This window comes from Brevibacterium sp. RIT 803 (genome assembly GCF_016892625.1).
In the GTDB taxonomy this organism is placed as follows: domain Bacteria; phylum Actinomycetota; class Actinomycetes; order Actinomycetales; family Brevibacteriaceae; genus Brevibacterium.
Window position 1 is genome coordinate 129,960 of sequence record NZ_JAFEMW010000003.1, and the last position, 24,732, is coordinate 154,691.

General features: G+C 58.9%; 17 protein-coding genes and 1 pseudogene. 6 read left to right on the forward strand and 12 right to left on the reverse strand.

Features of this window, described 5'->3' with window-relative positions:
* The first annotated feature begins 1 nt into the window (after nt 1).
* On the forward strand, nt 2-1,633 hold the full coding sequence (locus tag JTF07_RS11025) for a CDP-glycerol glycerophosphotransferase family protein (protein WP_204234322.1): 1,632 nt from the start codon (nt 2-4) through the stop codon (nt 1,631-1,633).
* A 15-nt stretch (nt 1,634-1,648) separates the two neighbouring features.
* On the opposite strand, the gene JTF07_RS11030 is transcribed toward JTF07_RS11025, so the two are convergent.
* The 11 genes and pseudogenes from JTF07_RS11030 to JTF07_RS11080 all read right to left on the reverse strand — a co-directional run bounded on the left by JTF07_RS11030 (nt 1,649) and on the right by JTF07_RS11080 (nt 15,504).
* Nucleotides 1,649-1,789, reverse strand: a complete 141-nt coding sequence (locus tag JTF07_RS11030) for a hypothetical protein (protein WP_204234323.1) — start codon at nt 1,787-1,789, stop codon at nt 1,649-1,651.
* 198 nt (nt 1,790-1,987) lie between these two features.
* Nucleotides 1,988-2,332: pseudogene (locus JTF07_RS20875) on the reverse strand (XcbB/CpsF family capsular polysaccharide biosynthesis protein); the annotation flags it as partial.
* A 10-nt stretch (nt 2,333-2,342) separates the two neighbouring features.
* Nucleotides 2,343-2,684, reverse strand: a complete 342-nt coding sequence (locus JTF07_RS11040) for a hypothetical protein (RefSeq protein ID WP_204234325.1) — start codon at nt 2,682-2,684, stop codon at nt 2,343-2,345.
* 132 nt (nt 2,685-2,816) lie between these two features.
* The gene (locus tag JTF07_RS11045; protein ID WP_204234326.1) at nt 2,817-6,344 is read right to left on the reverse strand and encodes a bifunctional glycosyltransferase/CDP-glycerol:glycerophosphate glycerophosphotransferase; all 3,528 of its coding nucleotides are present in this window, start codon (nt 6,342-6,344) and stop codon (nt 2,817-2,819) included.
* Nucleotides 6,341-7,222 (reverse strand): DUF6270 domain-containing protein, encoded by an 882-nt coding sequence (locus tag JTF07_RS11050; protein WP_204234327.1) that lies wholly within the window; start codon nt 7,220-7,222, stop codon nt 6,341-6,343. Before JTF07_RS11050 ends, JTF07_RS11045 begins: the two co-directional genes overlap by 4 nt.
* Nucleotides 7,219-8,529: an ABC transporter ATP-binding protein gene (locus JTF07_RS11055; protein WP_204234328.1), complete on the reverse strand. Its 1,311-nt coding sequence runs from the start codon at nt 8,527-8,529 to the stop codon at nt 7,219-7,221. Before JTF07_RS11055 ends, JTF07_RS11050 begins: the two co-directional genes overlap by 4 nt.
* Nucleotides 8,516-9,415, reverse strand: coding sequence for an ABC transporter permease (locus tag JTF07_RS11060; RefSeq protein WP_204234329.1), 900 nt, complete (start codon nt 9,413-9,415; stop codon nt 8,516-8,518). Before JTF07_RS11060 ends, JTF07_RS11055 begins: the two co-directional genes overlap by 14 nt.
* The gene (locus JTF07_RS11065) at nt 9,412-11,175 is read right to left on the reverse strand and encodes a glycosyltransferase family 4 protein (protein ID WP_204234330.1); all 1,764 of its coding nucleotides are present in this window, start codon (nt 11,173-11,175) and stop codon (nt 9,412-9,414) included. Before JTF07_RS11065 ends, JTF07_RS11060 begins: the two co-directional genes overlap by 4 nt.
* Nucleotides 11,172-12,533: a glycosyltransferase family 4 protein gene (locus JTF07_RS11070; RefSeq protein WP_204234331.1), complete on the reverse strand. Its 1,362-nt coding sequence runs from the start codon at nt 12,531-12,533 to the stop codon at nt 11,172-11,174. Before JTF07_RS11070 ends, JTF07_RS11065 begins: the two co-directional genes overlap by 4 nt.
* Nucleotides 12,530-13,567, reverse strand: a complete 1,038-nt coding sequence (locus JTF07_RS11075) for an MraY family glycosyltransferase (protein WP_204234332.1) — start codon at nt 13,565-13,567, stop codon at nt 12,530-12,532. Before JTF07_RS11075 ends, JTF07_RS11070 begins: the two co-directional genes overlap by 4 nt.
* Nucleotides 13,567-15,504: a polysaccharide biosynthesis protein gene (locus JTF07_RS11080; protein ID WP_204234333.1), complete on the reverse strand. Its 1,938-nt coding sequence runs from the start codon at nt 15,502-15,504 to the stop codon at nt 13,567-13,569. The genes JTF07_RS11075 and JTF07_RS11080 overlap by 1 nt, the downstream gene beginning before the upstream one ends.
* Nucleotides 15,505-15,735: 231 nt before the next feature.
* On the opposite strand from JTF07_RS11080, the gene JTF07_RS11085 reads away from it, so the two are divergent.
* The 5 genes from JTF07_RS11085 to JTF07_RS11105 all read left to right on the forward strand — a co-directional run bounded on the left by JTF07_RS11085 (nt 15,736) and on the right by JTF07_RS11105 (nt 23,569).
* Complete coding sequence (locus JTF07_RS11085; protein WP_252199749.1) at nt 15,736-17,628, forward strand: glycosyltransferase family protein; 1,893 nt, start codon at nt 15,736-15,738, stop codon at nt 17,626-17,628.
* Between the two features lie 150 nt (nt 17,629-17,778).
* A complete protein-coding gene (locus tag JTF07_RS11090; RefSeq protein WP_204234334.1) occupies nt 17,779-18,114 on the forward strand; it encodes a hypothetical protein in 336 nt (111 codons plus the stop codon).
* Nucleotides 18,111-20,762, forward strand: a complete 2,652-nt coding sequence (locus tag JTF07_RS20880) for a glycosyltransferase (RefSeq protein ID WP_204234335.1) — start codon at nt 18,111-18,113, stop codon at nt 20,760-20,762. Before JTF07_RS11090 ends, JTF07_RS20880 begins: the two co-directional genes overlap by 4 nt.
* Nucleotides 20,755-21,624 carry a hypothetical protein gene (locus tag JTF07_RS11100; RefSeq protein WP_204234336.1) on the forward strand — a complete coding sequence of 290 codons (870 nt, stop codon included), beginning with the start codon at nt 20,755-20,757 and terminating at the stop codon, nt 21,622-21,624. The genes JTF07_RS20880 and JTF07_RS11100 overlap by 8 nt, the downstream gene beginning before the upstream one ends.
* Complete coding sequence (locus tag JTF07_RS11105; protein WP_204234337.1) at nt 21,617-23,569, forward strand: hypothetical protein; 1,953 nt, start codon at nt 21,617-21,619, stop codon at nt 23,567-23,569. The genes JTF07_RS11100 and JTF07_RS11105 overlap by 8 nt, the downstream gene beginning before the upstream one ends.
* Here JTF07_RS11105 and JTF07_RS11110 read toward each other — a convergent pair.
* Entirely contained in the window at nt 23,548-24,729 is a 1,182-nt protein-coding gene (locus JTF07_RS11110; RefSeq protein WP_204234338.1) for a glycosyltransferase, read from the reverse strand. The two genes, JTF07_RS11105 and JTF07_RS11110, sit on opposite strands and share 22 nt — an antisense overlap.
* Nucleotides 24,730-24,732: the final 3 nt, after the last annotated feature.

A 24,732-nucleotide genomic window follows, 5' to 3' on the forward strand; every position in this document is an offset into this window, starting at 1 on the left:
TGTGAAGGATACGCAGGAACAAAAACACAAGGATTCGTGGGGGAGGAAGTGGCTTCAGACAGTCACGGACAGGGAAGAGCGCAAACAGCTGTTCCACGAGTTCCAGCAGACAGTCGATTGTCACCCCGAAATCATCTTCTATGAGAGCATGTCCGGTGCAAAAATGATGGACAGCCCTTTCTCCATCTTCGAGCATCTGTTCGAATGCCCTCCAACCGACAGCGGCTATCTTCACGTGTGGTCCGCCAGGTCTCAGGAAGTTGTTCCGCTACGGTATAGCGATCTCGATTCCGTGGTCACGGTGCGACGTCACACTCCAGCATATTTCTACTATCTCGCGCGGGCCAAGTACGTCATTAGTAATTCGGCATTGCCCGAATACTTCGTTCGTCGGCCAGAACAGCGCTACCTCAATACATGGCATGGGATCGGCTACAAGACGCTAGGACGCACCGACCGGAATCCCTTGGGAGCTGCTCTCGCAGTGTCGAACATGCTTCAGGCAACACATGTGATTAGTCCATGCGAGTTCATGACCGGAATCCATCTTAATGGATTCTCCATGGCCAATACGTTCGCAGGTAAGTTTGCAGAAACAGGATACCCTCGGATCGACGCTACTTTGAACGCCAGCGAATCCGATAAGAATGAGCTGTATTCGATCCTGGGGTGTAAGTCTCAAGAGCGAATCGTCACTTATGCTCCAACTTGGAGAGGCGAGGCATTCGATGTCGACCGCCTGCGATCTGACCTGCACAGTCTGGCACAACTAGACTGCACAGTCGTCTTCCTGGGGCACCACCTTATGCTCAAATATGTCAGTCTTGACATCCTGGACGAAGTTGTCGTTCCTCCGGAAGACGTAAACACCAACCGACTGCTGTCAATCACTGATGTTCTCATCACGGATTATTCGAGCATCTTCTTTGATTTCCTAGTAACCGACCGCCCCATCGTTCACTATGTCTACGATTACGCCGAGTATTCGATCAACCGCGGGCTTAACCTCACAAAGGACGAATTACCGGGGCTCGTTGCTTCCACCTCGGACGAACTCATCACCGCTGTTTCGTGGTCACTAACCACGGGACTAGGCGCCACTGGAAACTATCGTGACCACTTGGCTCGGTTCAATCCCCATGATTCTGGCGACAGCACCCGCCGAGTAGTCGACTGGTTTCTCCGAGATCGCACAGCGTTGGTACGTCAGCTCGAGGGGATCAACGAACACCCTCGAATCGTTTTCTGGGGCGGTCGCCTTGGCGCCGACGAAGTCCTCGACACCTACTTTCGGGAGATGAAGACCACTGCTGAAAATAACGACGCAGATGTGTCGCTTTTCATTTCTCGATCGGTACGCAGAAACCAAGCAGCTATGAAATGGATCCGTTACTTGGGGCCATCGATCTCAATCATTGTGCGCGACGAATACTCATTCGGAATGACGGCTGACGAGCGTGCTGCGCGCGAGGTGGCGGGAACGCAACGATCTGGTCTGGAAACGTTGGCCTACGACAGGATTTATCAGCGGGAGTACCGACGAATGTTCGGAGACACGCGATTCGACGAGGTCCTCCAGTTCCCCGGTCTCTCACACTTCTGGAAACGACTTTCCCAGGAAGCCTATAAGTGAACCGTCACATCGGTGCTACGGAATCGAGAGTGCGCCGACCGGAATTTCCAAACCGAGAAGTAACGAATTGATGGCCATGACTTGAGCATAGATTGTCTTCGGCGCCACATCAGGATGCTTATTGATGCCGGTGTTCTGCGAATCGAAGATGGTCATTCTCTCCTGCAGCGGCTCGATCACCTCGGACGTGTAGGCGAACTGCGGAGAACGGACTGAAGTGATAAGAACTGAGCCCAGTTCGGGTGCGTTCCGATCACGCGAAATCTCGGTAAAAAGCTCTTGGAATACTTCCTGTTTTGACCGCGGAAAGGCACCGCCTGCCGTGAAGTGATAGTCATTTTTGTAGGTTTCGTACTAATCGTCCGACAGAATCGGGTCGACCGCTACATAACGCCAGCCACCGGCAATCCCGTGATAGACAGCACCGGTACCACCCTTGGATGCCCCGTAGATCACAACCTTGTCACTAGGAACAGCGAATCGATTCACCATTTCGTCGATCAGTCGGTAGATGTTGAAGCTGTTCTCAGGAAGTGCGGTCGTGTCTAGGTAGAAGGCCCCTTTGACTCCCCCTATGTCAGCCACTCGGAACACTGCGGTATGCGGCGCTAAGTACTTCTGTAGCGTCGCGAAAGACGGCCGAAAATAGCGAATCAGTCGCGCTCGTGAACTGACTGGTGAGAAAACCACCACAAGCCTCTCAACTCGATCACTGAGGGGGGTCTTCTAAAGTGTAGAAAATCCCGCCGGACGACACGCTGATGGCTCCGCTTTTCACCGCCGGCCAATGATGGCGCAGACGGTCATGACGGATGAAACGGCTCTCTCCGTCCGCGTGGTAATAGAGCGAATAGCCGAGATTCGTCAGTTTCAGAATCAGAAGTTTGGCTCGCGCATCTGACAGGGCGATCTTCATGAGATCCCGCCTCGGGTCCAGACCGGGAGCCGACTGCACACGGAAATAGCGCGGTAGCCCCTCGTTTTCGGCGACGGCGAGATCGATGTCGCCGGGCCCCTTGTGGGCGACAATCCATAGGATGCTGTTCTTCACGGCTACACGTTACCCCCATGCGAGTACGCTCGGATCCGGTGGCGAGAATCTACCAATTTGTAATGTGGATCAGGGCTCTACTATGGCAGCAAGCGATGTACGGTGAATATCATTTGCGTACGTGAAGACACTCTACGTACTTGCCTCACTGTTGGTGAGCCCGATTCCGTCATTCCGCTTCAGCGCATGTTCTTCCACGAGTCGAACCAACTCACCCATCGCTGGCCACTGCTGGCTACTTGCAGGCACTATCCGCCCATTTGCAAATCCGTCAGAGACAATTTGCAACAACTCAGTGAAGTTCTCGGCTACGTTACGGCCCTGGGCCCAATCGGGATAAGTGCCTCGTTCCTTTCCATAGCTTTTGAGATCCGGCACGAAATGCACTGCCATGCCGCCCGTCAAATCGAAGTCGTAGACGATAGACGAGTAGTCGGTGATGAGAACATCGGTGACTGCCATCAGATCTTCGACGTGAGGACAGTCCGAAACATCCTTGACTCCCGGGAGGTCCGTTTTCTCAGGCTTCGCCACGTGGTGCGCACGCACGAGAACGCGAGCATCGGTCGCTTCCGCGAGCCTCTGCGGGTCGAGAAACTGTCCCCAGCACATTTGACGACCGTCCCGATCCGAGTTCCTCCACGTGGGCACATACAGGATTATTCGTTCATCAGCGTCTAAGCCTAGTTGCTTCCGTATCTCGTCCTGTCGGCGGAGACAATGGAGCAATCGAGCATTTCGTGGCTGTTCTCCCACGACAATTTTGCCTTCGTGTCCCAGGCTCGCACGCAGGCTTTTCGCCGCCTCCTCCGACTGTGCCAACAGCAGATCCCATTGCGGTACCTCGATCCGCATAATACGACGGTAGCTCAGAGGCACCTCGCGACGTGAAATGTCCAACAAAAGCTTCTTGATCGGTGTCCCGTGCCAAGTCTGGAGGTAGAACTGCCCCTCGCGCTTTCGTGTGTAATACGGGAAGTTGTTGTTGTTGACCCATACCCTGCTCGTTGCCATCGCCTTGTGCCATGCCGCGGTTCCCTCTACCACTGGGATGCCACCGTCCGGTACATCGATACGGCGATCACGCACTGACCAATAGAGTGGGACTTCCTCCCTCTTAGCCTGAATTGCGTCGAATATTGCCCGAGGATTGTCGTTAGCGGACTTTCCGTTGTAAGACTCAAAGACGATCCCGCTCGCCAGCGGTCCCCAATCCCGATTGCGCAGAGCAAAACGGCCATACTTAGTCCGTTCCTTGGATGACCATGGTGGTGATGCCGTAATGGCTACAGAGCCGGAAGCACGCCCCTCAAGTCGGATGGTGTTCCATTCCGTGAACACATCGACAGGACGAATCGCGAGCTTCCCGGCGACTCTTGCCCATGAATCGGAAGTCTCAGGCGTGGTGCCGAACCGCACGTGATATCCGCCCGACAGTTTAGCTACGGTGCCATTTTCCGGACCAGCCGTCGTGAGGTTATAGACCGTTGTGAATCCACCGTCGGCATGCATCGTGGTTTCCTCGGGAGCAATCGTCTGTCTGGATGATTTGAGGACTACGCTGAGCCTTTGCGGAGGGTCAATTCTACCCGTAAGCATGAGTCGATCTCGGTCGCTGCCGGCGCCCGTCACGCTGACTCGGACCGCCCGTTGGGCGACCTTCACTTTTCCGGCAATATTAGGCTCAGGCCGAGCGCTTCCAGTATCGGGAAGAAGATAATCGACGGAATCATAGTAGACATCTGCCGTCTGTCCATCGGCCTTCTTGGCTCTGAGCGCCCATATCCGGTCTCCACCGGCCTTGTATGCGTCAGGCAGCGGAGGGAGCGCTCCGCTGAAGATCGAACGGTTCTGAACAACTAACTGGTGGGTCTGATGGCGGTGAACCAGCTCAAGTGCGCGGACATCTGCATCGGATGACAAGTTCACGGTGATTCTTCCGCCCTGGACGGAGACGTTCTTGGCAATGATTGGAACAGTAGGGAGCGAGACAGGACGGATTGACAATTCATCGTGCTCGTCGGCGATGACAGTTACACGCTGACCAGCGACCATTGGACTGGGTGCAATCATCCCAACCACCGTAGACGAGGTTGCGGGCGCTTTGAGGCGGGTAACCCTAGCGTCAAATACCCCGAAGAGGTCGATTCCTCGCGGTGAGATATCGTCGATCTCTCGGAAGTCGAAGCGAACCCTGAAACCGCCACCGGCATAGCTACGCCACGGATCTCCGGCTTCTAGGTCAACCCGATTGTCGTCTCGGCTGTCGACTGGCAAGTCGAATACTGTGGCCCCGTCCATCACGCCTTGGATCCGAACACCAAGTTCGGTTGGATCGATTCCAGGAATATAGGCACAACCTTGGAGTTCAAGCACTCCTTCGCTCACCCACCTGGCATTCCTCACTAGGACAACCGGTCTAAAATCTACCTGCCGTGCCCTCAACAACTGCGAAGGCAACCGAGTTTCGAGTCGGTCCACATATGTAGGAGCAACATTCCAACGCCCATCGGCATACTTCAAAGGCACTGCAGTTGTCTCTTCGAGCCGCGTGCCGAGAATTTCTTCGATATCGTCAAGTCTGCCGGTGGCCACAACCCACATGAAAAGTCGTTCCTGAGCAGGGATAAGCTTCCATGCTCGCCGTGGCATCGTCTTCTTCAGATCGTTCGCAGCCGTGCACACCGTTCTGCGAAACCTTTTTGATGCCGTGTCCAAATACTGTGCATGCATGGCAAGATCCGTGCCCATCCAGATAGCATAGGCCCTTGTTCTAACATTGTCCGGCTCATGTTTGAGCACATTGCTGAGTGCCTCAATAACCTCCAACTTGGCGCGCAAGTCTGCCAGTCGGGCTTTGCGCCGAGAGCGTGTGTCCCGGCCTTCGGCCAAGCGCCATGCGTACACATCAGTGGTCAGCACATCAATTGCTGCAGCGCCGACCAGCGCCCGGTAGACGGGTTCTTGATCTTCATAATTGGAGTAGGACTTCATGTGGCCGACGTGCCGATCCCAAAAATCGCGTCGATAGACTTTGTTCCACAGAACCGGCTCCTCAAGCAGTTCAGGCATGTCATCGAGTCGAACGGCCAACCGTTGACGGGCATGCACACTCGCCGTCAGCTTCGGCCGCGATCTTCCCACCGCACCAATTCGGATATATGACCCCGTTGCGATGTCAGAGCCGGTGCGATCGAGGGAGTCGACCATGGTGGCGTAGGCATTCGGTAGAACTTCATCGTCTGCGTCTGCGAATGCGAGATAGTCTCCGCGAGCTGCTTCGACACCGCGATTGCGTGCAACAGCCGGACCGGAGTTGCGACCGGTAATCACATTGACTCGACCATCAAGTTCCGCGACCTGTTTCGCCTTCGCCACAGTATCGTCATTGGAACCGTCGTCGACGAGGAGAACTTCGAGGTCGATGCCCTTTTGAGCGAGGATACTGTTCAGGCACTTCTCGATGAAGTCACTTGCGTTGAATGTCGGCACCACGATGCTGAGGGAAGGCCTGTCTTCCCCACGGCTGGCCCACTCCGCCGCGACCGAATCATCCGAGGAGTCATCGGTGAACTTGGACTTTCGTTTATAATCCCGGAATCCTTCGATTCCGCCGTGCCGCAGGTGCCACAGTGCCTTACGCCACTGCCGACCGGTCACGGGTGTCCACCACCAATCTCCTTTGTCTGTTCGAGAATGCTGTCTACGAGCGAAATATAGTCAGCTTCTCGGTAGTGGAACGGTTGTGGGCCCCACTTGTGGGTCTTGTCGATTCGAACCTGATTGCTTGACCTCACCACCGAAGCCGGCACCAGCAATCGTGCTTCTTTACGATACCGGATGTAGTTCGTGTTCGCCGCTAACGCTCTGTCCGCATAGTCCTCAGCCTCCGTTGGCTTGACGGTTCGCAAGGTTGTCCAGGCGTCGCCGAGACCGCCACCTCGGGACAGGGCTCGTCCAGCGTCACGGGTACCCCGCTGAAGTTTCCGCCATTGCCTTCCAAGTTTTGCAATACCGTCGTTCTGTGGGTGCTTCGCACCATCGACGGCTCCCGCCCATTCGATATCGAGCAGTAAAGTCTTATCCCACAACCCTGCTTTATCGAGGCCTGCCTTTAGTTTATCGAACCCTGACTTCCATGCCTCGAAGTGTTCGTCGGTACCGAACTCAACCAAACGTGCTCCTGCACGACGCGCGACCCGAGCGACTCCACTGGATTCGACTTCAAGTGAGTTAGTCATGGTCGTCCCATCAAGAAACAGCCAAAAACCTCGTCGTTCGTCAACGAGGTCGATAAGAACGAGGTCAAGATCCTCTGCATTCTTTACGATTCTTGCGATCCCATTGCCTTTGAGGTCGCTGGTCACCATCCGTTTCTGGAACGCAGAATCGAGTCCGCTGATATCGACATCTTTGGAACCATGCGGCGATTTGAGACTCGTCACCGAATGCCGCGCAACGTAGGTGACCACATTCGACGCGGGGATGAACTCACAGGTGTCACGACTGACGCAGGAGCCGAAGATCGCGATATTCATGTGTGTGAGTCCTGAGCAATCGAGTCGGTCGTCTCCCTCAGTTTCTGACGCTCGAGATAACGTTCATCAGCAATCTTGCGTGCCCTCGATTCGAGGCGTCGACCAGTCAGGTCATCTGATGCAGCCACCGATGAAGCTCTGTCCTTGGGATCCGCCGCGCGGAGGACAACCCTTTTATTACTTGGGCGCAACCGCAGAGGCGGTGGCTCGTCGTGGATTCGTGGCGCGCTGACTGCTTCAGACGCAGGCTTGGGCAAGACTGGGAATTTCGCAACAGCCAGTTGTTCGACGTCGATTTTCTCTGTCCACACCTGTGACTCTGCTGCAGCCAGGAGCGGTTCTTCCGTCTCTTCGATTTCATCGACGTGAGTATTACGCCTTACGTGGCGAGCATTTTCTGGTCGCTTCACCTTGTTAAGGCGGGAAGCATGACGCGGAATCGGATCTCTGATCAATTCGGGTTCAAGAATATTGATCTCTTCTTTGACGGCGCTGCTGACGACATCGTGAAGAAGCTTGTCCGCAATATCCTCCTTGCCTTTGGCAACATTCCAGGCCCACCACCGGTACTTTTCAGCCACAGCCTCGGCAGGGCCATTCATGAGAATCTCACCCTTATGCATCCACACAGCACGCGTACACAGCTCCTGGATCACCTTCGCTGCGTGGTTGACAAGCAGAACGGTGCCAGCTTCAGCAAGCAATTCGTCCATAGCTTTTTCGCTTCGTTCTGCGAAGGTCGCATCACCGGTCGAGAGAGCTTCGTCGATGAGCATGATCTTCGGTCGCGCGGCCAGCGCGATTGCAAACCGCAGCCTTGCGCCCATTCCCGAGGAGTAGGTCCCCATGGGACGGTGGATGGCTGCGCCCAAAGCGGAGAGATCGACGACATAGTCGAAAGCTTCGGCCGCTTCCTCCGGTGACAGCCCCATGGCCAGACACCCCAGACGGACATTTTCACTTCCAGACAGTGCCGGCTGGAGAGCCGCACTCACGCCGAGGAGCAGAGGCTGATAGCGGACGAGAATACGGCCGCGATCGGGTTGTTCGACTCCTGCAACATTACGCAGGAACGTCGACTTACCGGAGCCGTTAGCACCGACAATGCCAACCATCTCACCTTCGCGAGCGATGAAGTTCACTCCCCGCAGTGCACGGACGGTCGTCTGCCCTTGGCGCCCGCGCAGAACATTGCCCACACGTCGCAGCCCCTTGGCCTTCAGGCCCGGATCATTGGTGTTGACGGTATAGCGCACCTGGACGTTCTCCGCCACGATGTTAGGTTCTTGGAGCTCAGAGTCGACCATAGCTCTCCTCCCCTCGCCAGAAGAATAGGAATCCGACGATGAGCAAGCCGAAGGCCCAGACGATTGCCATGAACCACAACCACGGAGATGAGTCGGTAGCGTAAAGCAGGGAATTCCTCACCAAAGTCAGATAGGCGTGCATCGGGTTGAACTGCATTGTTGCCAGAATCGCAGGATGATCAGCCAGGCGATCTTCGATGGAGAAGAAGACGCCCGAACCATACAGCCAGAACCGACTGACGATGGACATGAAATTCGTCAGGTCCGGGATCTTGTGGCCTACTCTCGCCAGGAAACAAGCGAGTCCGACGTTGAAGATCGTCTGCAGAATGATAACTGGAATAACGAGGACAACTCTCCAAGTAATCACGTCTGGAGGGGTGATGACAGCGATGAGCAGAACCATGACGACGGCGGTTGGAATGAAGTCGAGGAAGTTCCGCACGACAACGGAGATCGGCAGGGCCGCGCGCGGGAACTGGAAGCCTTTGATCATCGAGGCACCCGACCGGATCGCCCCGGTTCCGCCAGTCATGGACTTACCGGTGAACTGGAAGAAGAAGACACCGATGATCAGATAACCGAGGAAGTTGTCGATATCACGATCGGATTCGAGGATGAATCCGAAGATGAACCAGAAGGCCATCACCGACAGCAGTGGATTGAGGAACAGCCAACCGTAGCCGAGAAGGTTCTTTCTCGTCGACCCGCTCATCTTGGCCCGAGATTCGGCCAGGATGAAGTGCCGACGGTTCCACAGCGCCCCAAGGTAGCTGCGCAGGCTGGTGCGTCGACCAACAGGGACGAGCCCCTCGCTCGAGACAGACGGAATCGAGCTCAGGCCCAGCGGATTTGTCGCCACGCTTGAGCTTGTCGTCTCACTCACCTGACACCAACCTCTGTGAGCTGCGAATAGACCTGTCCGTATCGACGACCGATGTCCTTCCACCTCCGAGTCCCAAGAACATGTTCACGTCCATTCTGTCCCAAACTCTTTCTCGCGCTAGGATCGCAGGCCAACTGAGAGAGCACGTCTGCCAGCCCCTGGGGACTCTCCGGATTGACATAGAGGCCTGCATTTGCCGGGACCAATTCCCTCAGCGCCGGCAGATCGGAGATGATCACCGGACGGGCCAAGCCCATTGCTTCGATCGGTTTGATCGGGGTCACAAGTCCGCACACCGGCACGTTCTTACGGGGGACGACGATTGTGTCGAGCGCCAGCTGACGCTCAATCGCCTCAGTCTGAGACACCCGTCCAGTGAAGACCGCGTGCTCGCCCAGAGCCTTGGCACGTTCTCGCAGCTCTGGCAGCGCGACACCGTCTCCTGCAATGAGGAGCCGCAGATCAATGCCTTGGGCGCGCGCAAGGATGACAGCGTCGACCAGGACATCGAGGCCTTCATAGCCGACGACCGAGGCAGCGGTGCCTACCCAGATTCCCTCTTCAGACATTCCGAGGCTGGCCCTGACCTCAGCCGGTGTGCGGGAGACGTCAGCGTTGACGACGGCGTCGGAGACCGAGTTCGGGATGAGGGTGATCTTGTCTGCCGGTACTCCGCCCGCAACGAGGTGGTCACGCATGGTTTCGCCGAGTGTGATGACCGCATCGGCAGCCGTAGCGACCTCAATCTCTTTGGCTCGCATGAGTTGGAAACGCTGGCTGGATCGACGGGCTGCGCGATCGGCAAGAGTGGATCCGCCTGCTGCCCAGGTTTCTTCAAGCACGCCACGGACCTCGTAGACCCACGGCAGGCCAGCAGCGTGCGCTGCTGCACCGGTGGCCAGACCGTTGACATAGTGCGTGGTCGTGTGGAGAACCTGGGCCCCACATTCCTGTGCCTGAGTGGCAAGCCAGTCTGCCTGATCACGCAGACGGGCAGAGGGTGTGGGCAGCGGACGCAGCGGCACCTGCCGCATGTAGTCGATACCGTCGACGGACTCGACCGGGCCTGAGCTTACCCGCCCGATCGTCACCGGATAGGAGGGCCGGGTCGCTGCGGCCACCCGGTGTCCGGCATCCTGCAACGTGGTGAGGATGGCGTGCGAACGATATGCGTATCCGGAGCGGGTGTGGGGCAGAGAGTTCGTCAGCACGTGCAGGGCCGCGGGCCGGTCGGTCTCACCCATCGTGGAGCTCGTTGAAACCGGCTTCGCGGCTCGGACACGCCTGGCCGTGACGTGACTCGTTGCGGTGGGCCACCAGCCTGGCTGCAGGCAAAGCCGTTCGTCGACGAGCCTAGTGCGACGAGCACCGTCGGGCAGGACGTCGATCGCCTCGTCGAGCTGACCTTTGGTCCAGCGAATGCGTGAACTCAGAGCGGCAGCGTCGGCCACCGAGTCAGCGATGCCTTCGGCCTCGTCGAGGAGTCCGAGGTTAAGGGCGATCTCTCCCAACAACCTGGACGGCGTCAGAGATTTCGACACGAGGCACTTCGCCTTCGTCTCCTGCCCCAGCAACCAGGCTGATGCAGCCTGTCCTGCATCACCGGGCACGAAGCCGAGGGCATGGCCGATGAGGCGCGAAGCTGGCCCGGGCAATCGCCGGGCGAGCTGCATACCGAAGAACACACGATCATCGTTGATGTGGGACGCCGTCGTCGAAGCCACATTGGCAAGCTGGCGGACGAGGAAGATCAGGTTCATGAGACCGCCTGTGTGAGGACACGCTCGTAGCTGTGACCCATAGCCGCAGCCGAGGCGTGCCGGATCACCCATTCACGAGGTTTCTGACCGGCAGGAGGATTAGTGCCGAATTCTTCTCCGGCTTCAACGCGGTGTCGCATCCGAGTCATGGCCGCGGACACTGAAGTGACATCCCCGGGAATCGCCACTTCACCGGCTGCGGTGCTGGTGATGATGTCTGCGGCCTCGCCGGCGACGACGCCCAGGACCGGGATCTTACGAGCCATAAGCGAATAGAGCTTCGAGGGCACCGTGCATTCGTAGGACTCGAGTGGGCCGAGACTCACGAGGCCAGCATCGGCCCAGTCCCAGTGGGCGGCGAGTTCCGCTCCTGCGTGCTGAGAATGGAACTCGACAGGGACCCGGTGTTCAGCCGCCACGGACTTGAGTTCGGCCGAAACCACACCATCGCCGACGATGCGCAGGCGCACGCCCTCGGTGTGGGCCAGAGCACGGATCGAGGTGCCCAGGTCCTGGGAGCGTCCGACGGTGCCCACGTAGAGCAGATTTAGTCCGGTGCGTGCGGCAGAAGAGCTACGGTTCACGAAGTCGGCTGCGTTCACGGGCTCCTCAGCCGGTGGGATCAGGGGAATCGCTCCAGTGGCGGTCAGCCCGGAGGCACCTTCGAGCTCTGCAGGAGAGACCCCGCTGCGCACCACCTCGGCGGTCACGCCCCGCTGCTCCAAGCGGTGCTTGAAACCATCCGTAGTGACGACGACGACCGCGGCGCGACGCTGGGCACGGGTGAGAAGATCCGGCAGGAGCCGATGTTCGAGAGAGCCGGTGAGTGTGCCCGGCAGGTATTTTCCGAGGGCACCGGTGACCAGGTTCATCTCAGAGATGAGATCCGGCCAGGCGTCGCGTACCTCGGCGACGTGCGGCACGTGCAGAATCCGGGACAGGGAATCTCCGGCGAGCAGGAACGGTAGTGCCGGGGTCGTGGAGACGATGACATCGGGTTTCATCCTGCCGCGCAGCCGGTCGATGACGGCGGATATGGCACCGGTGGCCGACACTGTCTGGTCGAGCATCTGTCGCGCCATAGACGAACCACTGTGCAGATAGGGAACCCGCAGGATCCGTTCGCCGTCGATTCCGGTGTCCCAGGTGCCGCCGAGGCGCACTGCGACTCGACGGCGACCTCGACCAACCCGGGACCCGAAGAATCCGTCTCTATCGGGATAGGGGTAGTGCGGGTGCGGGGCGACGGTGATGACCTGATGGCCGGCGGCGCGGAGGTGGTCGACAAGTATCCGCCACCGACGCTGTGGGGCACCGACCTCAGGGTAGTAGTAGTGACTGAGAAGCAGGATCTTCATGCATTGACCGCCTTTGCTGTCTCACGTCTATTCAGCCACATCGGCAACAGTGCGTAGAGGGCCAAAAGACCTGCCCAAAACACATGAGACGGATAGGTTGCCGCAGTGTTTCCTGCGATCAGGGTTGGTACGGCCAGAATACAGGCGAGGACGCTCAGTGAAGCGTGGAAGAGCGAGACGCTTGCGTGCGACCAGCCGGCCTGTTGGATCCGTTGATAGATGTGCTGACGGTGCGGGAGGAGGATGTTCTCTCCTTTGAACAGGCGAAGCACAAGGGTGAGTCCGACATCGAAGAGGATGAAGATCATAGGTGCGATGATGACTACGATCGGCACACCGATGACGAACATCCACACCGCGATGGCGAAGACCGCTGCGCCGATGCCGTAGCTTCCCGTGTCACCTAAAAAGGCCTTTGCACGACCGAGGTTGAACGGCAGAAATCCGGCCGCGGCTCCGGCCAGCGCCAGGGAGAGCAGCGCGAGGTCATTCTCATCGATGTAGTACCCGACGAAGGCGAACCAGGCGCCGGTGACGATCGACCAGCTCGTGACATAGCCGTTGAGGCCGTCGACGAAGTTCACAGCGTTGACCAGGGTGACACCGATGACGGCGAAGACGAGGACGTGAGCGATGCCCTGCGTGGAGAACAGAGCGATGCAGGCGCTGAAGACCACCGCGAGGATGACCTGCCCGAGCAGACGGCCGACCGGCTGCAGCGAATCAAGATCGTCGCTCATTCCGATAGCAGAATAGCACCAGGTCAGCACCAGGAATCCGACGGGCAGCATGAGACTGCCGAGACCGTATACGCCATGTTCGGTGACGTTCCAGACCATCGCCAGCACGGTCGCCACGGTGATCCCGCAGCCGATGGCGACTCCCCCGCCGCGCACGGTTGCCTGTGTATGGGATGAGCGGTGAGACGGCACATCGACGACACCCGCCCGTCGCAGCAGCGGAAAGGCGACGAGAGCGCTGACCGTTGTGACCACTGCGGCCACGACGAAGATCACCAGCGACTGCAGATCCATCAGCTGGGGGTCCCGACGTCTTCAGCTTTATCATCTGAACCAGTGATCTCCGGACGCTTGCGCTCCAGCGACGGAGCAAGGACACGGGTGAGGTCGTCTTCGAGTTGTGTTCGCCGAGTGTAGACGCCGGCATCTCGAGAGGCATCGACGAGTCTTCTCAGCGCGTCGAGGTCGATCGGAGTGATCGGCACCTGGGTGATAAGCGGATGAGTCGGCCGGACATCTTCCTCGCCCGGAGACAGGAGTGCCTCGGTCAGCTTCTCCCCTGGCCGCAGTCCGGTGTAGACGATACGAGCATCAGAGCGCCCGCTGAGTGCGATGACGCGATGGGCAAGATCGTTGATCTTGATCGGCTCACCCATATCGAGAACGAGTGTCTCACCGGGGCGGCCGATGGCCGCAGCCTGCAGGACGAGTTCGCAGGCTTCATCGGCCGTCATGAAGTAGCGGGTGACTTCTGGGTCTGTGACCGTGACCGGATCGCCAGCCGCGACCTGGGCGACGAAGGTCTCCAGCACCGATCCGCGGGAACCGAGCACATTGCCGAAGCGCACGGACATGTATTTCCGGCCCGAGGCTGCAGCCACCGAGGCGACTGCGCGTTCGATCGAGAACTTCGTGCGGCCGAGCACTGAGGTGGCTCCAGCTGCTTTGTCCGTCGAGATGTGGACGAAGGATTCGACGTCGTTGGCCACCGCGGCGTCGAGCAGGTCGAGACTGGCACCGACGTTGGTGCGCACCGCCTGTTCAGGGAAGCGTTCGAGGAACGTCAGGTGTTTGAGCGCCGCCGCATGGAAAATGATGTCGGGTTTGACCTCAGCGACGAGCGCATCGATGAAAGCGGTATCCCGCAGGTCACCGAGCACTAGGTCCTCACTGGTCAGTAAGGCTGAGCCCTCAAGCCCGAGCTGGGTGGCGTGCAGACCGGACTCGTCCCGGTCGGTCATGACGAGTCGTGCCGGGGCGAACCGGGCAACTTGTTTGCACAGCTGGGAACCGATCGATCCGCCGGCTCCGGTGACAAGCACGACACGGTCAGTGATGGCAGACGAGATGTCCTCGACATTTGTCGTGATTGGCTGGCGTCCGATGAGATCTTCCAGACTGACGTCACGGAAATTGCGATGCCGCAGGTCGGCCACATCGGTTGATTCCGGTTCCGGTCGGCTGTAGTCGGAGACAGCGAATCGCGGCATGATCTTGATCTCGACTGGCCTGGATTCGAGATTCGAAGCGATGGCTTGGAGTTCTTCAGGAGGCAGGTCGGTGATGGCGATGAGCACAACGCTGGCTCCGGTTCGGTCAACCTGGTCCGCAATGCTGGAGATGGGTCCGAGCACGCGGATTCCGTTGTAGCGCAGATGTCGTTTGCTCGGATCATCGTCAAGCATCCCGACAGCCGCGTATTCGCCGTGGGAGTCCTGGGCGATCATGTCGAGGGCCAGGGTTCCCTGGCTGCCAGCCCCGACGACGAGGGCCGGCCGAGAGGATCCGGAGGACGTCAACGTCCGATGGCGCAGATTGCGACGAATCCAGTTCTCCAAGCTCTTGACCACGAGCATCATGGCTCCGGCCGCGATCGGCACACTGGTGGGAATCAGCAGCCGGTCGGCGAAGACGAATTCGGCGACCCACATAATTCCCACACCCAGGGCCACGGTACCGGCAATCGCCGCGAACTGATCGGTCGAGCCGCGGCGATAGCGTCCACGATAGACAGCCAACGGGCCGCAGACGAGGAAGACAACCAAGGCGATCGCGGCGCAGACGAACATGCCGAGGAAATTCACGCGGTCGAAGTAGAAGTCATAGCGGACAAGAGTCATCGCGATGACAAGAAAAGCGAACACAATTCCATCAGTGACGGAGAGGATGAATGCGAAGAGGCCCTTAGCCAGAGGGGTGCGTGAATGAATGGGTCCGGAGTTGCTTCCCACAGTTCTCATTTCACTCGACTCACGCGCTCTGATTCGGTGGTCGAATCTGTGAGACAGACCGTGCCACAGCGGCCGCAGCCAGCGCTTTCCAACTCCCCGATTATACTATTGACTATGACAGAATTGACACAAAAGTAGTGTAGCCAACATTAAGATTCGGTTGCGGATCCTGGATCATTGCAAGCCGGCATGGCTGAACGGAGCGCGAGTCTCCGAGAAGAGGAATGCACTTTGGCCACAACGCCGCTTCACACCCTGAGAACTGCACTGTGGCATTGGCGGAAGGGCGGGTTGTCCCAGCTGTCGGCATGGAGCCGACGCCGCTCGATCGCTCAGGGGGCGGCAGAGGCCCCACCGCAGATTGCCACCGGATCGCTGTCTGAAGAGGTTCTGGCCGAGCTGTTTCCTCCCATGCCGGTCCCCGATCGCATCCCCGTATTCGCGCACACGCGTGTCGGAGTCATCCTCGACGAGTTCTCAGCTCAGAGCTTCGGCTTCGAATGGTCGACAACGGAACTCACTCGCGGTGATTGGTCGAATCAACTCGATTGCCTCGACTTCGTCTTCGTCGAATCGGCTTGGAACGGCAACGGCGGTGACTGGAAGTTCAAACTCAATGGTCCTTCTGGCCCAGGACCTGACGTCGTCGAGCTGCTTACAGAATGCCGACGCCGAGGACTGCCGACCGTGTTCTGGAACAAGGAGGATCCGCCGCATTTCGAGGATTTCCTCCCCCTGGCGAAACTCGTCGATGTCGTATTCACCAGCGACGTCCGGCTCGTCACCGAATACCGCGCACGGCTGGGTCATGACCGCATCGCTGTCCTCCCGTTCGCGGCCCAGCCCGCTATCCATAACCCGTCCAGACCCGCCAGGAATTTCGCGGCCCGTGATATTGCCTTCGCGGGGATGTACTTTGCCCACAAGTATCCCGAGCGCCGGCAACAGATGGATCTTCTACTCGGTGCCGCCGAAGCGGCCTCGGGCCGGATGCAGCATGGGCTGGAGATCTTCTCCCGTTTCCTCGGCGACGATGAGCGCTACCAGTTCCCGGGCAGCTTGGCCGACCGAGTGGTGGGCGGTCTCCCGTATCGGAACCTGCTCACCGCGTACAAACATTTCAAGGTGTTCCTCAATGTGAATTCGGTCGTCGACTCTCCCAGCATGTGCGCCCGTCGCATCTTCGAGATCTCGGCCGCTGGGACCCCTGTCGTGACCACTCCCAGTGCAGCGACCAGAGAGTTCTTCCCCACTGCGGAGGTGCCGCAACCGGAGACTTCTGAAGAGGCGGGATGGACGCTGCGAGCATATGTCCGCAGTCCCGAACTTCGGGATCGCACTGTGCATCTGGCGCAGCGGCGGATCTGGGCCGAGCACACCTACTCTCACCGGGCGATGACCGTCATGGACTCACTTGGAGTCGACTACGAGCAGCCATTTCCGACCTCTGTGTCGGCGGTGGTGTCGACGAACCGTCCGGACCACCTCGGCGAGGTGCTGATCACACACGCTTCTCAGGTGCACAGAGACAAGGAGCTCGTGCTCGTCGCCCACGGTTTCGATGCTCCCACCGATCTTCGGTCACGGGCGCAGAACCTCGGGATCGAGAACCTGCAGGTCGTCGAGGTCGGAGACGACCAGCCGCTGGGAGTCTGTCTCAATCGAGGCATCGCTGCCGCCTCGGGCGAAGTCATCGCGAAGATGGACGATGACGATGTCTACGGTGCCCACTACCTGAGCGATCAATTGGCAGCACTGCGCTATTCCGCGGCCGACCTTGTCGGAAAGCAGGCGCACTACCTGCACATGCGCGGCAGCGACATCGTCATCTGCCGGTTCCCCGAGCGGGAGCACAGGTTCACAGACCTTGTCATGGGCCCGACCCTGATGGCACTGAAGTCGACGCTTCTGGAACATCAGTTCGCAGAGCGCACCCTCGGCGAGGACACAGACCTGCAGAATCGTCTCATCACGGCCGGAGCCAGAATCTACTCGGCCGATCGATTCAACTTCGTCCAGATCCGAGGATCGCACTCGCACACCTGGGCTGTCGAGGACAACCTGCTGCTGGCCAATGGGGATGTCCACGCGTTCGGATATGCGAAGGGACACTACTGCTTCTGAGCCTTCTCGGGCACGGGCCTAGGAGCGTCGGGGAACTCTTCATGAGTGGAGAGTGAACTGTTGATGAAACCAGCACGATCGCCTGGTTTCCGCCAGTAGCGTGGCTGAGAGCTGTGAAGAATCCGCAGTGGAAGCGAACCTGGAGCCCACTTGAAAATCGCCACGAATGACACCGAGAGTGTCGACGTCATCCGGCGCAATGTCGCCGCAATCGTCGATGAAGCGTCGAAGTCGAACGTTGATCTCACACAGGAACTCCTCACGGCATACGAGCGTGAGTCGAAGCTGCTCGGTGGCATCCGCAAGCGTGAGAAGGAGATCGCTCGGCTGAAGTCCGAAGTGGCGAAACGAGACGCGAAACTCGCATCGGTGACGGAACGCCTGGAGCGCCTCCTCGAGTCCAAGGCCATGCGGGTCCAGCGAGCCTATTGGCGACTGCGCCGCCCCAACGACAACGGCACTCGCCTCGAAGGGTCCCTCAGGTGAAGGACTCTGAGGTCAAGCGCAGACAGGATCAGATCGGTCAGCGAATCCAGGAGCTCAAGTCGCTGCGGACTCGGCAGAAGGCCCTCCACGAGCACACGAACTCCGACTATTTCCTCGACGGGCTGCTCGGTCACCACCCGTACCTCGTTCAGGCAAGGACCAGGGCAGAGTATCTCGAACGCTACGCGTCCTTTGCCGGCCCGGTCGAGGACAAGATCTCCAGCCTCATCGCGGAGTCACAGAGACTGCCGGTCGTCACCAGGCAGCGTTGGGACACTCGACGTGATCTGCGAATCGGCATCATCGCCGACCGATTCCTCTTCGACTCACTCAAAGATGCGGCGCACTTCGTGCCGATCGACCCTGACGGCGCTGAGGAGCAGGTGGAAGAGCTCGACCTTCTGCTGATCACCTCGGCCTGGCGTGGGCTTGACGACGAATGGTTCAACGTGTCTCTGTCCGGCTCGCCGGCCCGGCATGCGCTGGAGACGTCAATCGTGCCCCTGGTCCGGGAACGCGGAATTCCCATTGCGTTCTACTCGAAAGAGGATCCGCCGAACTACGCGCGATTCGCATCGCTGGCGAAGCTGGCCGATCACGTGTTCACGAGCGCGATCGAATGCGTCCCCAAGTACCGCAGCTACCTCAACCCAGAAGTGCCTGTCTCCGTACTGCCGTTCGCAGTCAACTATGTCCATCACAATCCACTTGGGTGCATGCGCCACCAGGGACGAGAGTTCGTGTTCGCAGGTTCCTGGTTGGAGCACAAGTATCCCGAGCGGAAATCAGCCGCCCTGCGGATCTTCGATGGACTACTCGAGGCCGGTGCCGAACTCACGATCGTCGACCGGAACCTGGAACTGGATGAGGAGCGCTTCGCGAATCCCGAACGCTACCTCTTTCCCGAACGCTACCTTCCGCATCTGCACCGCCCGTTAGATCATGAAGTGCTGCTGGGTCTGCAGCGACTGCTGCCGGTCAGCATCAATCTCAACTCGGTCACGGCCAGCCAGAGCATGTTCGCCAACCGCGTCATCGAACTCCAGGCGATGGGCACCTACGTCGTGTCCAACTACAGCGCCGGGATGAATTCGCTCCATCCACAGGTGTGCATTCCTGACAGCGTCCTCGACATGAAGCAGACCTACCAGGCATTGACCCGGTCAAGCATCCGGCAGGCTCAGGTGGCGGGCATCCGACATGCCTTCACCGATAACACCGCCTTCGACCGCATCGATACGATCGCCGAGGCAATGGGGCTGAGCACTGGTGCACCCGAGCACACCGTCTACGTCACGGGACTCTCAGCTCACGAATTCGAAGAATTCCGCGCCACTCAGACCTATGCGGGTCAGTTGGAGCGCCTCGACGCCGTAGGTGAGAGCCAGGCGGCAGGGCCCGATGGTGACGTCGTTCTTGATCTTGCGGGAAGCGCACCGGCCGGACCGCACCTGGTCCAGGACGCCGTCAACGCCTTCCGTTATTCGGATGTCGACGAGGTTCTCGTACGCCCGATTGATTCCACTGACGGTCTCTTTGAGTACGTCGATCGTGCGGAACGGTCCAGGACCGACGACAACCGGCAGATTCGGGCCACGTGGGTACGACAGGGGGCTCACCTCGGCGAGGTTGATGATGTGCCGCGTGCGGCAATGGCCATTGCCTCCGATCTCACTGCTGATCGTGTCGGATCCATCACGGTCACGGCTGAGCCTGAGATCAGCGTCGTCGTGCCCGTGTACAACAACGGCCCGCATCTGAAGTTCAAATGCTTCGAATCCCTGCGCCGGTCTTCGATCTTCGACCGTGCCGAGGTCCTCCTCATCGATGACGGCTCGACCGATCTTGAGACTGTGGCGATCCTCAATGAACTCGATCGCACCTACCCCAACGTTCGAGTGCACCGGTTCCCGCCCGGTGGCTCGGGAAGTGCCTCTCGACCGCGGAACAAGGGCCTCGAGCTCACCCGCACCCCGTATGTGACGTACCTCGACCCCGATAACGAACAGACTAATGACGGCTTCGCCGAGCTCCTCGCGATGGTCAAAGACAACGATTACCAGTTCGCCATCGGCAACATGGTGCGGTTCAAGGACAAACGCATCACAGTGAAGAACGCACCGATTCTGCACTCCGTCGTCGGCGAGGATGGGCAACTGGGGAACAACGCACTCTCACGGGTGAAGTTCCAACCGATGAGCATCCAGGCCCTCGTCGCCGACACCCGATGGCTCAAGAGTCTGGGTATCTACCAGCCGGTGGGAGCTGTAGGACAGGATTCGTACTTCTTCCAGCAGATGCTCTTCCATGCCAATCGAATCGGCCTGACGAACACGGCCATCCACACCTACTACGCCGCGGTAACGAACTCCACGGTCAACGCCATCGGCCCCCGCTTCTATGAGAAATACCTGCCGCTGGAAGAGCATCGTGCCACCTGGCTGCGGGATGTGGGGCTACTTGAGGACTACAACGCGAAACGACTCGAGCCCTTCGTCAAGGGGTGGTTCGTCAAGAAACTCGACTTTGTCGCACCCGAGGACCAAGCCGTATGCCGGGAGCTCATCCGTCGTCTGACCCAGTTCTACGGAAAGTCCACATGGACGGATCCGGACCTCGCCACATTACACTCAACCGCACATGGCTGAGGCTGAAGAAGTCACAGCGCCTCCCATCGACAAGCTCGGAACGCTCCTGCCAGGCGACCCTGTGACACGTCGTCCCGGGTGCTTCCAACGCTTCGATTTCCTCGCTGGCAAAGTCACAGTACCAGCAATGCTGTGGTGTCACCCCAGATCCACCGGAGCCCTGCTGATCGCGTTCAATGGCGCTGTTCGCCGAAAGAAGGCGAAGAATCCGGCGGAGATCTTCCAACGCAGCACCTGGGTTCATGACATCGACTCTGATGTCCTCTTCCTTGCCGATCCGACTCTGCGTACCGATAACAAGATCTCCATCGGTTGGGGACAGGGCCAACCGGGCGCCTATGCGATTCCGGCGATGGCGCAGACCGCCTTCTTCGTGGCAGAGCACCTTGGGGTGGCCTCATCCAAGCGCGTCTACTACGGCAGCAGCGCTGGAGGCTTCCAGGCGCTCCAGGTCGCTGCCCGTGATTTCAGTTCCTGCGCACTGGTGAACAATGCTCAGATAGATTGGACGCTCTACGCACGACAGAACGTTCAGGCAATCTGTCAGACGTCCTATCATGGCCGATCAGCGGCGGAGATCACGAAGGCCTACCCCGACAGGACATCGACGGCTCGGGCCTTTGGCGAATTCGAGAATATTCCACGCACCAAATACCTCCTCAACACCGCCAGCCAGAACGATGCGGCCAAACAGTTACCAGCTCTCGTGTCTGAACTGGGAGCAGGCACCGCGCCTACCCAGCAGCGAGTGGACGTGTCTATGTATATCGACCCGGCTGGAGGACATAATCCTCTGCCGAAGTCGAGAACCATCACAGAGATCAACCAGATGTTGAGTGAGGTGTCTTCAGCTCATGAGTGACACGGACCAGCCGCAGGTGGCGTTGGTCGGCGCGCTCGAACGTTCCAACGAACTCATCGCCGAGCCCGGTGCCGACCTGAGCCTCGTTGTGCAGAAGATCTCTGGGGAGCTACGCGATGTCTCGTGGTCGAGTCTTGCGTGCCGGGTCCTGTTCCGCTGTGCTGTCCTCGAAGGCTCATCGAACCGTGCCCGCTTTGTGTCACTTGTGCTCAGCGCTCGGGGCCATGCTGAGACTGCTCGCTTCCTCGCTGGCCACGGAGCCTCGTCTGGAGCGAAGCCCTGGCAGCGACGCCGCTTGGCGGAACTCAGTGACATACCAGCGAGCGCTGAACCTGCTGCCTCGACTCGCGGCCGATTCTGTCTCGAGGTCGATGATGACGGTCAGGTACGAGTGTGTGAGCGCTTTGTGTCCGGGGGGCGGGTGTCCGGCACTGTTGACAATCGCCGCGAACCCGAAGGAGCACTCTCCGTTCCCGACGCCGGCTGGCTGCCGGACTTGATCACAGCGCTCGATCGCGAACCGGTCGGCATCCACCACGACGTGCTCACAATCAATGTCGGCAACGGAGAACACGCTCTTCGTTCACTGCGTTCCGTGCTCCCTGCCATCCAGCTGCTGCCCGTCGTCCCGGTTCTGTTGACGTCGTCCGCAGCTGCGGTTCCCGACATTCTTGAAAGCCTGATTTCTCTGCGTACGGACTGTCTCAGCCCAGTCATTGCCGCACCCACTCGCTCTGGAGAGTACGGACTGATCACTGCAGGGGGAGGCGAACTCCTCGACGCAGGTCCGACCGAGGACTTGGTACTGGGAACGGTTGAAGACCTGGTCAGTGTCGCTTCGGCAGTGGGCTTGCTCGATCTCTATGACTCACCTGTGCTGAGCGCTCAGCGAGCTGGGCTTGTCGAATCGTTCCGCACTGAATCAGCCGCGTTATTGCCCGTGCAGAACTCCACTCGTGCATTCTCACGGGCCCTGCGTTTTCGCGGAACGTCTCGGACAACTTCACAGCTGAGAGCAAGGCTCATGGACCACCTCGTAGTTTCCGGATTCTTCGATGAGGCGCAAGCTCTCCTGAACACCGCTTTGCCGAGTGACCGGGACCGTGTCCGCAGTGCATTGTCGATGCGATCGGTGCCTGCTCAGGGACATCATGAGTTCGAGTCAGTCAACACTTTCGCTGGGCCAGTCCCAGCAGAATCGAGTACCTACACCATCACAGTCGGCGGTCTGCCAATCGACCTGCGGTTCGACGACAGAGGCTTTGACACAACGGTCGTGTTCTTCCATCCCGCGATCACAAAAGCGGTCAAAAGGTATCCGTTGTTCTCGGGAGCAACATTCTCCGAACATCTCAAGGCGAACCGCCTCTTCGTCAGCGACCCGTCGCTCTATGTCGACCAACGACTGAAGCTCGGTTGGTATGCTGGCAATAAGCTCCAACCAAAGTTGCAGGATGAACTGGCTGCAATCATATCCAAGTTCGTACGGACCGAGCAGCGCCTTATCTTCTTCGGTGCCTCCGGAGGCGGATTCGCCTCACTCTTCTATGCGACGAAGTTCCCTGGCTCCATCGCTGTCCCGGTCAATCCGCAGACAATGATCGGTGCGTATGTGCCTGCGATCGTCAATCGATATCTGAGTCATGCATGGGATGGATCGACTCTCGATGAGATTCCGGTCTGCACTGATGTTCGTGGGCTCTATCAGAACCCGGTCGACAATGTGGTGGTCTATGTGCAGAACTCAGGCGATACCGATCACATGGACCACCACTATGCGCCGTTCATGGATGCCCTGCCCAAAGGCCATCGAGTATCTTCGCTGCTCGTCGACGCCGGCGAAGGACACGTTCCGCCGCCGCGTGAACAGCTCGGGCAGATTCTCGAAGAGGTCATCGGCGGGGCCTTCCCCGGCGAGCGTCCTCATGCCACGTGCAGAGGGTAGGCGAGCGTATTCACCGGGGTATCACCGTTGAACTGACGCAGTTCGATGCTCCACAGGGAGGCGCGAAAACCCTGCTCGATTGACCATGAGCCATCTTCGGCATCGCATATTGATGTGCCCATCTGCTTGAAGTCTCTGCGGCCTCGTATCCAGAGTTCGATGCGGGTCCCTGGTGTACCGACGCCGAGGAACTCGCTGCGACCGGGCCTCAGGCGCTTACCCGGCAGTGGGGAGCGCGCATAGAAGAACGGTTCGGAGTCACCGAAGATGTCAGAATTGATCCGAATGCACTTCTCCTTGACAGACTGTGTCCGCTTCTTCAATTCAAGCAACTCGTACTGCTGGGGTTGGGTGCGCCGCCAGGTCAGACCCATCGTCGCTGGGGTCGACTCATGATCGCGCACACTGTTTTGGAACGCATCGAGGTCGATTCCGAACGGGTCCAGGTCCGACTGCTCAAGAGCTCGCATCGAATCACCGAATTGTGCGATCCGGGAATCGTATTCCCCATCGCCCTGACGGTGGTACAGGTAGAGCCAGTCATCGGATCGAGATTCGACGCTATAGGCCCGCCCGCCTCGTTGGACAGCCGTTCGCAGCCACTTCCGATGTGAGGACAGCATGAGGTCGCCGACCTCATCGGCAAAGCCGAAGAACGAGGAATTCGGGACATGGCTGGGATAGACGAGTTCACCACAGTTTCCACGTGGCGCGTCGATGCCCAGCCCTCGAGGGGTAGTGGCAACCTGCGCACCGTTGGCGTCTGGGTCGAATACCACGAAGTGGGCGTCATGGAGTCGGGCAGAAATCGCGTCATCGTCATCGAGCATCTGTGCGTGTACTCGACGACGAGGGTGAGTCTCTGCCTGTATCGCCTCGCGGACAGCATCACTGAGCCCAGAATGATCAGGCACGAAGTGGAAGCGAACCCGATCCGACAGACCGTGGGCATCGAATACGTCGCGAATGTCGCCGAGGATGTTCGACGGAAGCTCTGAATCGACCAGGATTGCCCAGATCAGGTCCCGATCCCCCATGTGCGCGACGCTGGCGGCAGTGATGCAGTTGAAGAGTCCAAGCCGGGTCTTCCACCAGACGGGGTCGAAGATTCCGACACCCATACGAGTGACGAGGACTGTGCGCACCTCCACTGCCATCATCTG

Bases quoted from the DNA above. Each gene is read 5' to 3' on its own strand.
- JTF07_RS11030 (WP_204234323.1), bottom strand. From the start codon at position 1,789: ATGACCATCTTCGATTCGCAGAACACCGGCATCAATAAGCATCCTGAT.
- JTF07_RS11050 (WP_204234327.1), bottom strand. From the start codon at position 7,222: ATGAATATCGCGATCTTCGGCTCCTGCGTCAGTCGTGACACCTGTGAG.
- JTF07_RS11055 (WP_204234328.1), bottom strand. From the start codon at position 8,529: ATGGTCGACTCTGAGCTCCAAGAACCTAACATCGTGGCGGAGAACGTC.
- JTF07_RS11065 (WP_204234330.1), bottom strand. From the start codon at position 11,175: ATGAACCTGATCTTCCTCGTCCGCCAGCTTGCCAATGTGGCTTCGACG.
- JTF07_RS11070 (WP_204234331.1), bottom strand. From the start codon at position 12,533: ATGAAGATCCTGCTTCTCAGTCACTACTACTACCCTGAGGTCGGTGCC.
- JTF07_RS11075 (WP_204234332.1), bottom strand. From the start codon at position 13,567: ATGGATCTGCAGTCGCTGGTGATCTTCGTCGTGGCCGCAGTGGTCACA.
- JTF07_RS11100 (WP_204234336.1), top strand. From the start codon at position 20,755: ATGGCTGAGGCTGAAGAAGTCACAGCGCCTCCCATCGACAAGCTCGGA.
- JTF07_RS11105 (WP_204234337.1), top strand. From the start codon at position 21,617: ATGAGTGACACGGACCAGCCGCAGGTGGCGTTGGTCGGCGCGCTCGAA.
- JTF07_RS11110 (WP_204234338.1), bottom strand. From the start codon at position 24,729: ATGATGGCAGTGGAGGTGCGCACAGTCCTCGTCACTCGTATGGGTGTC.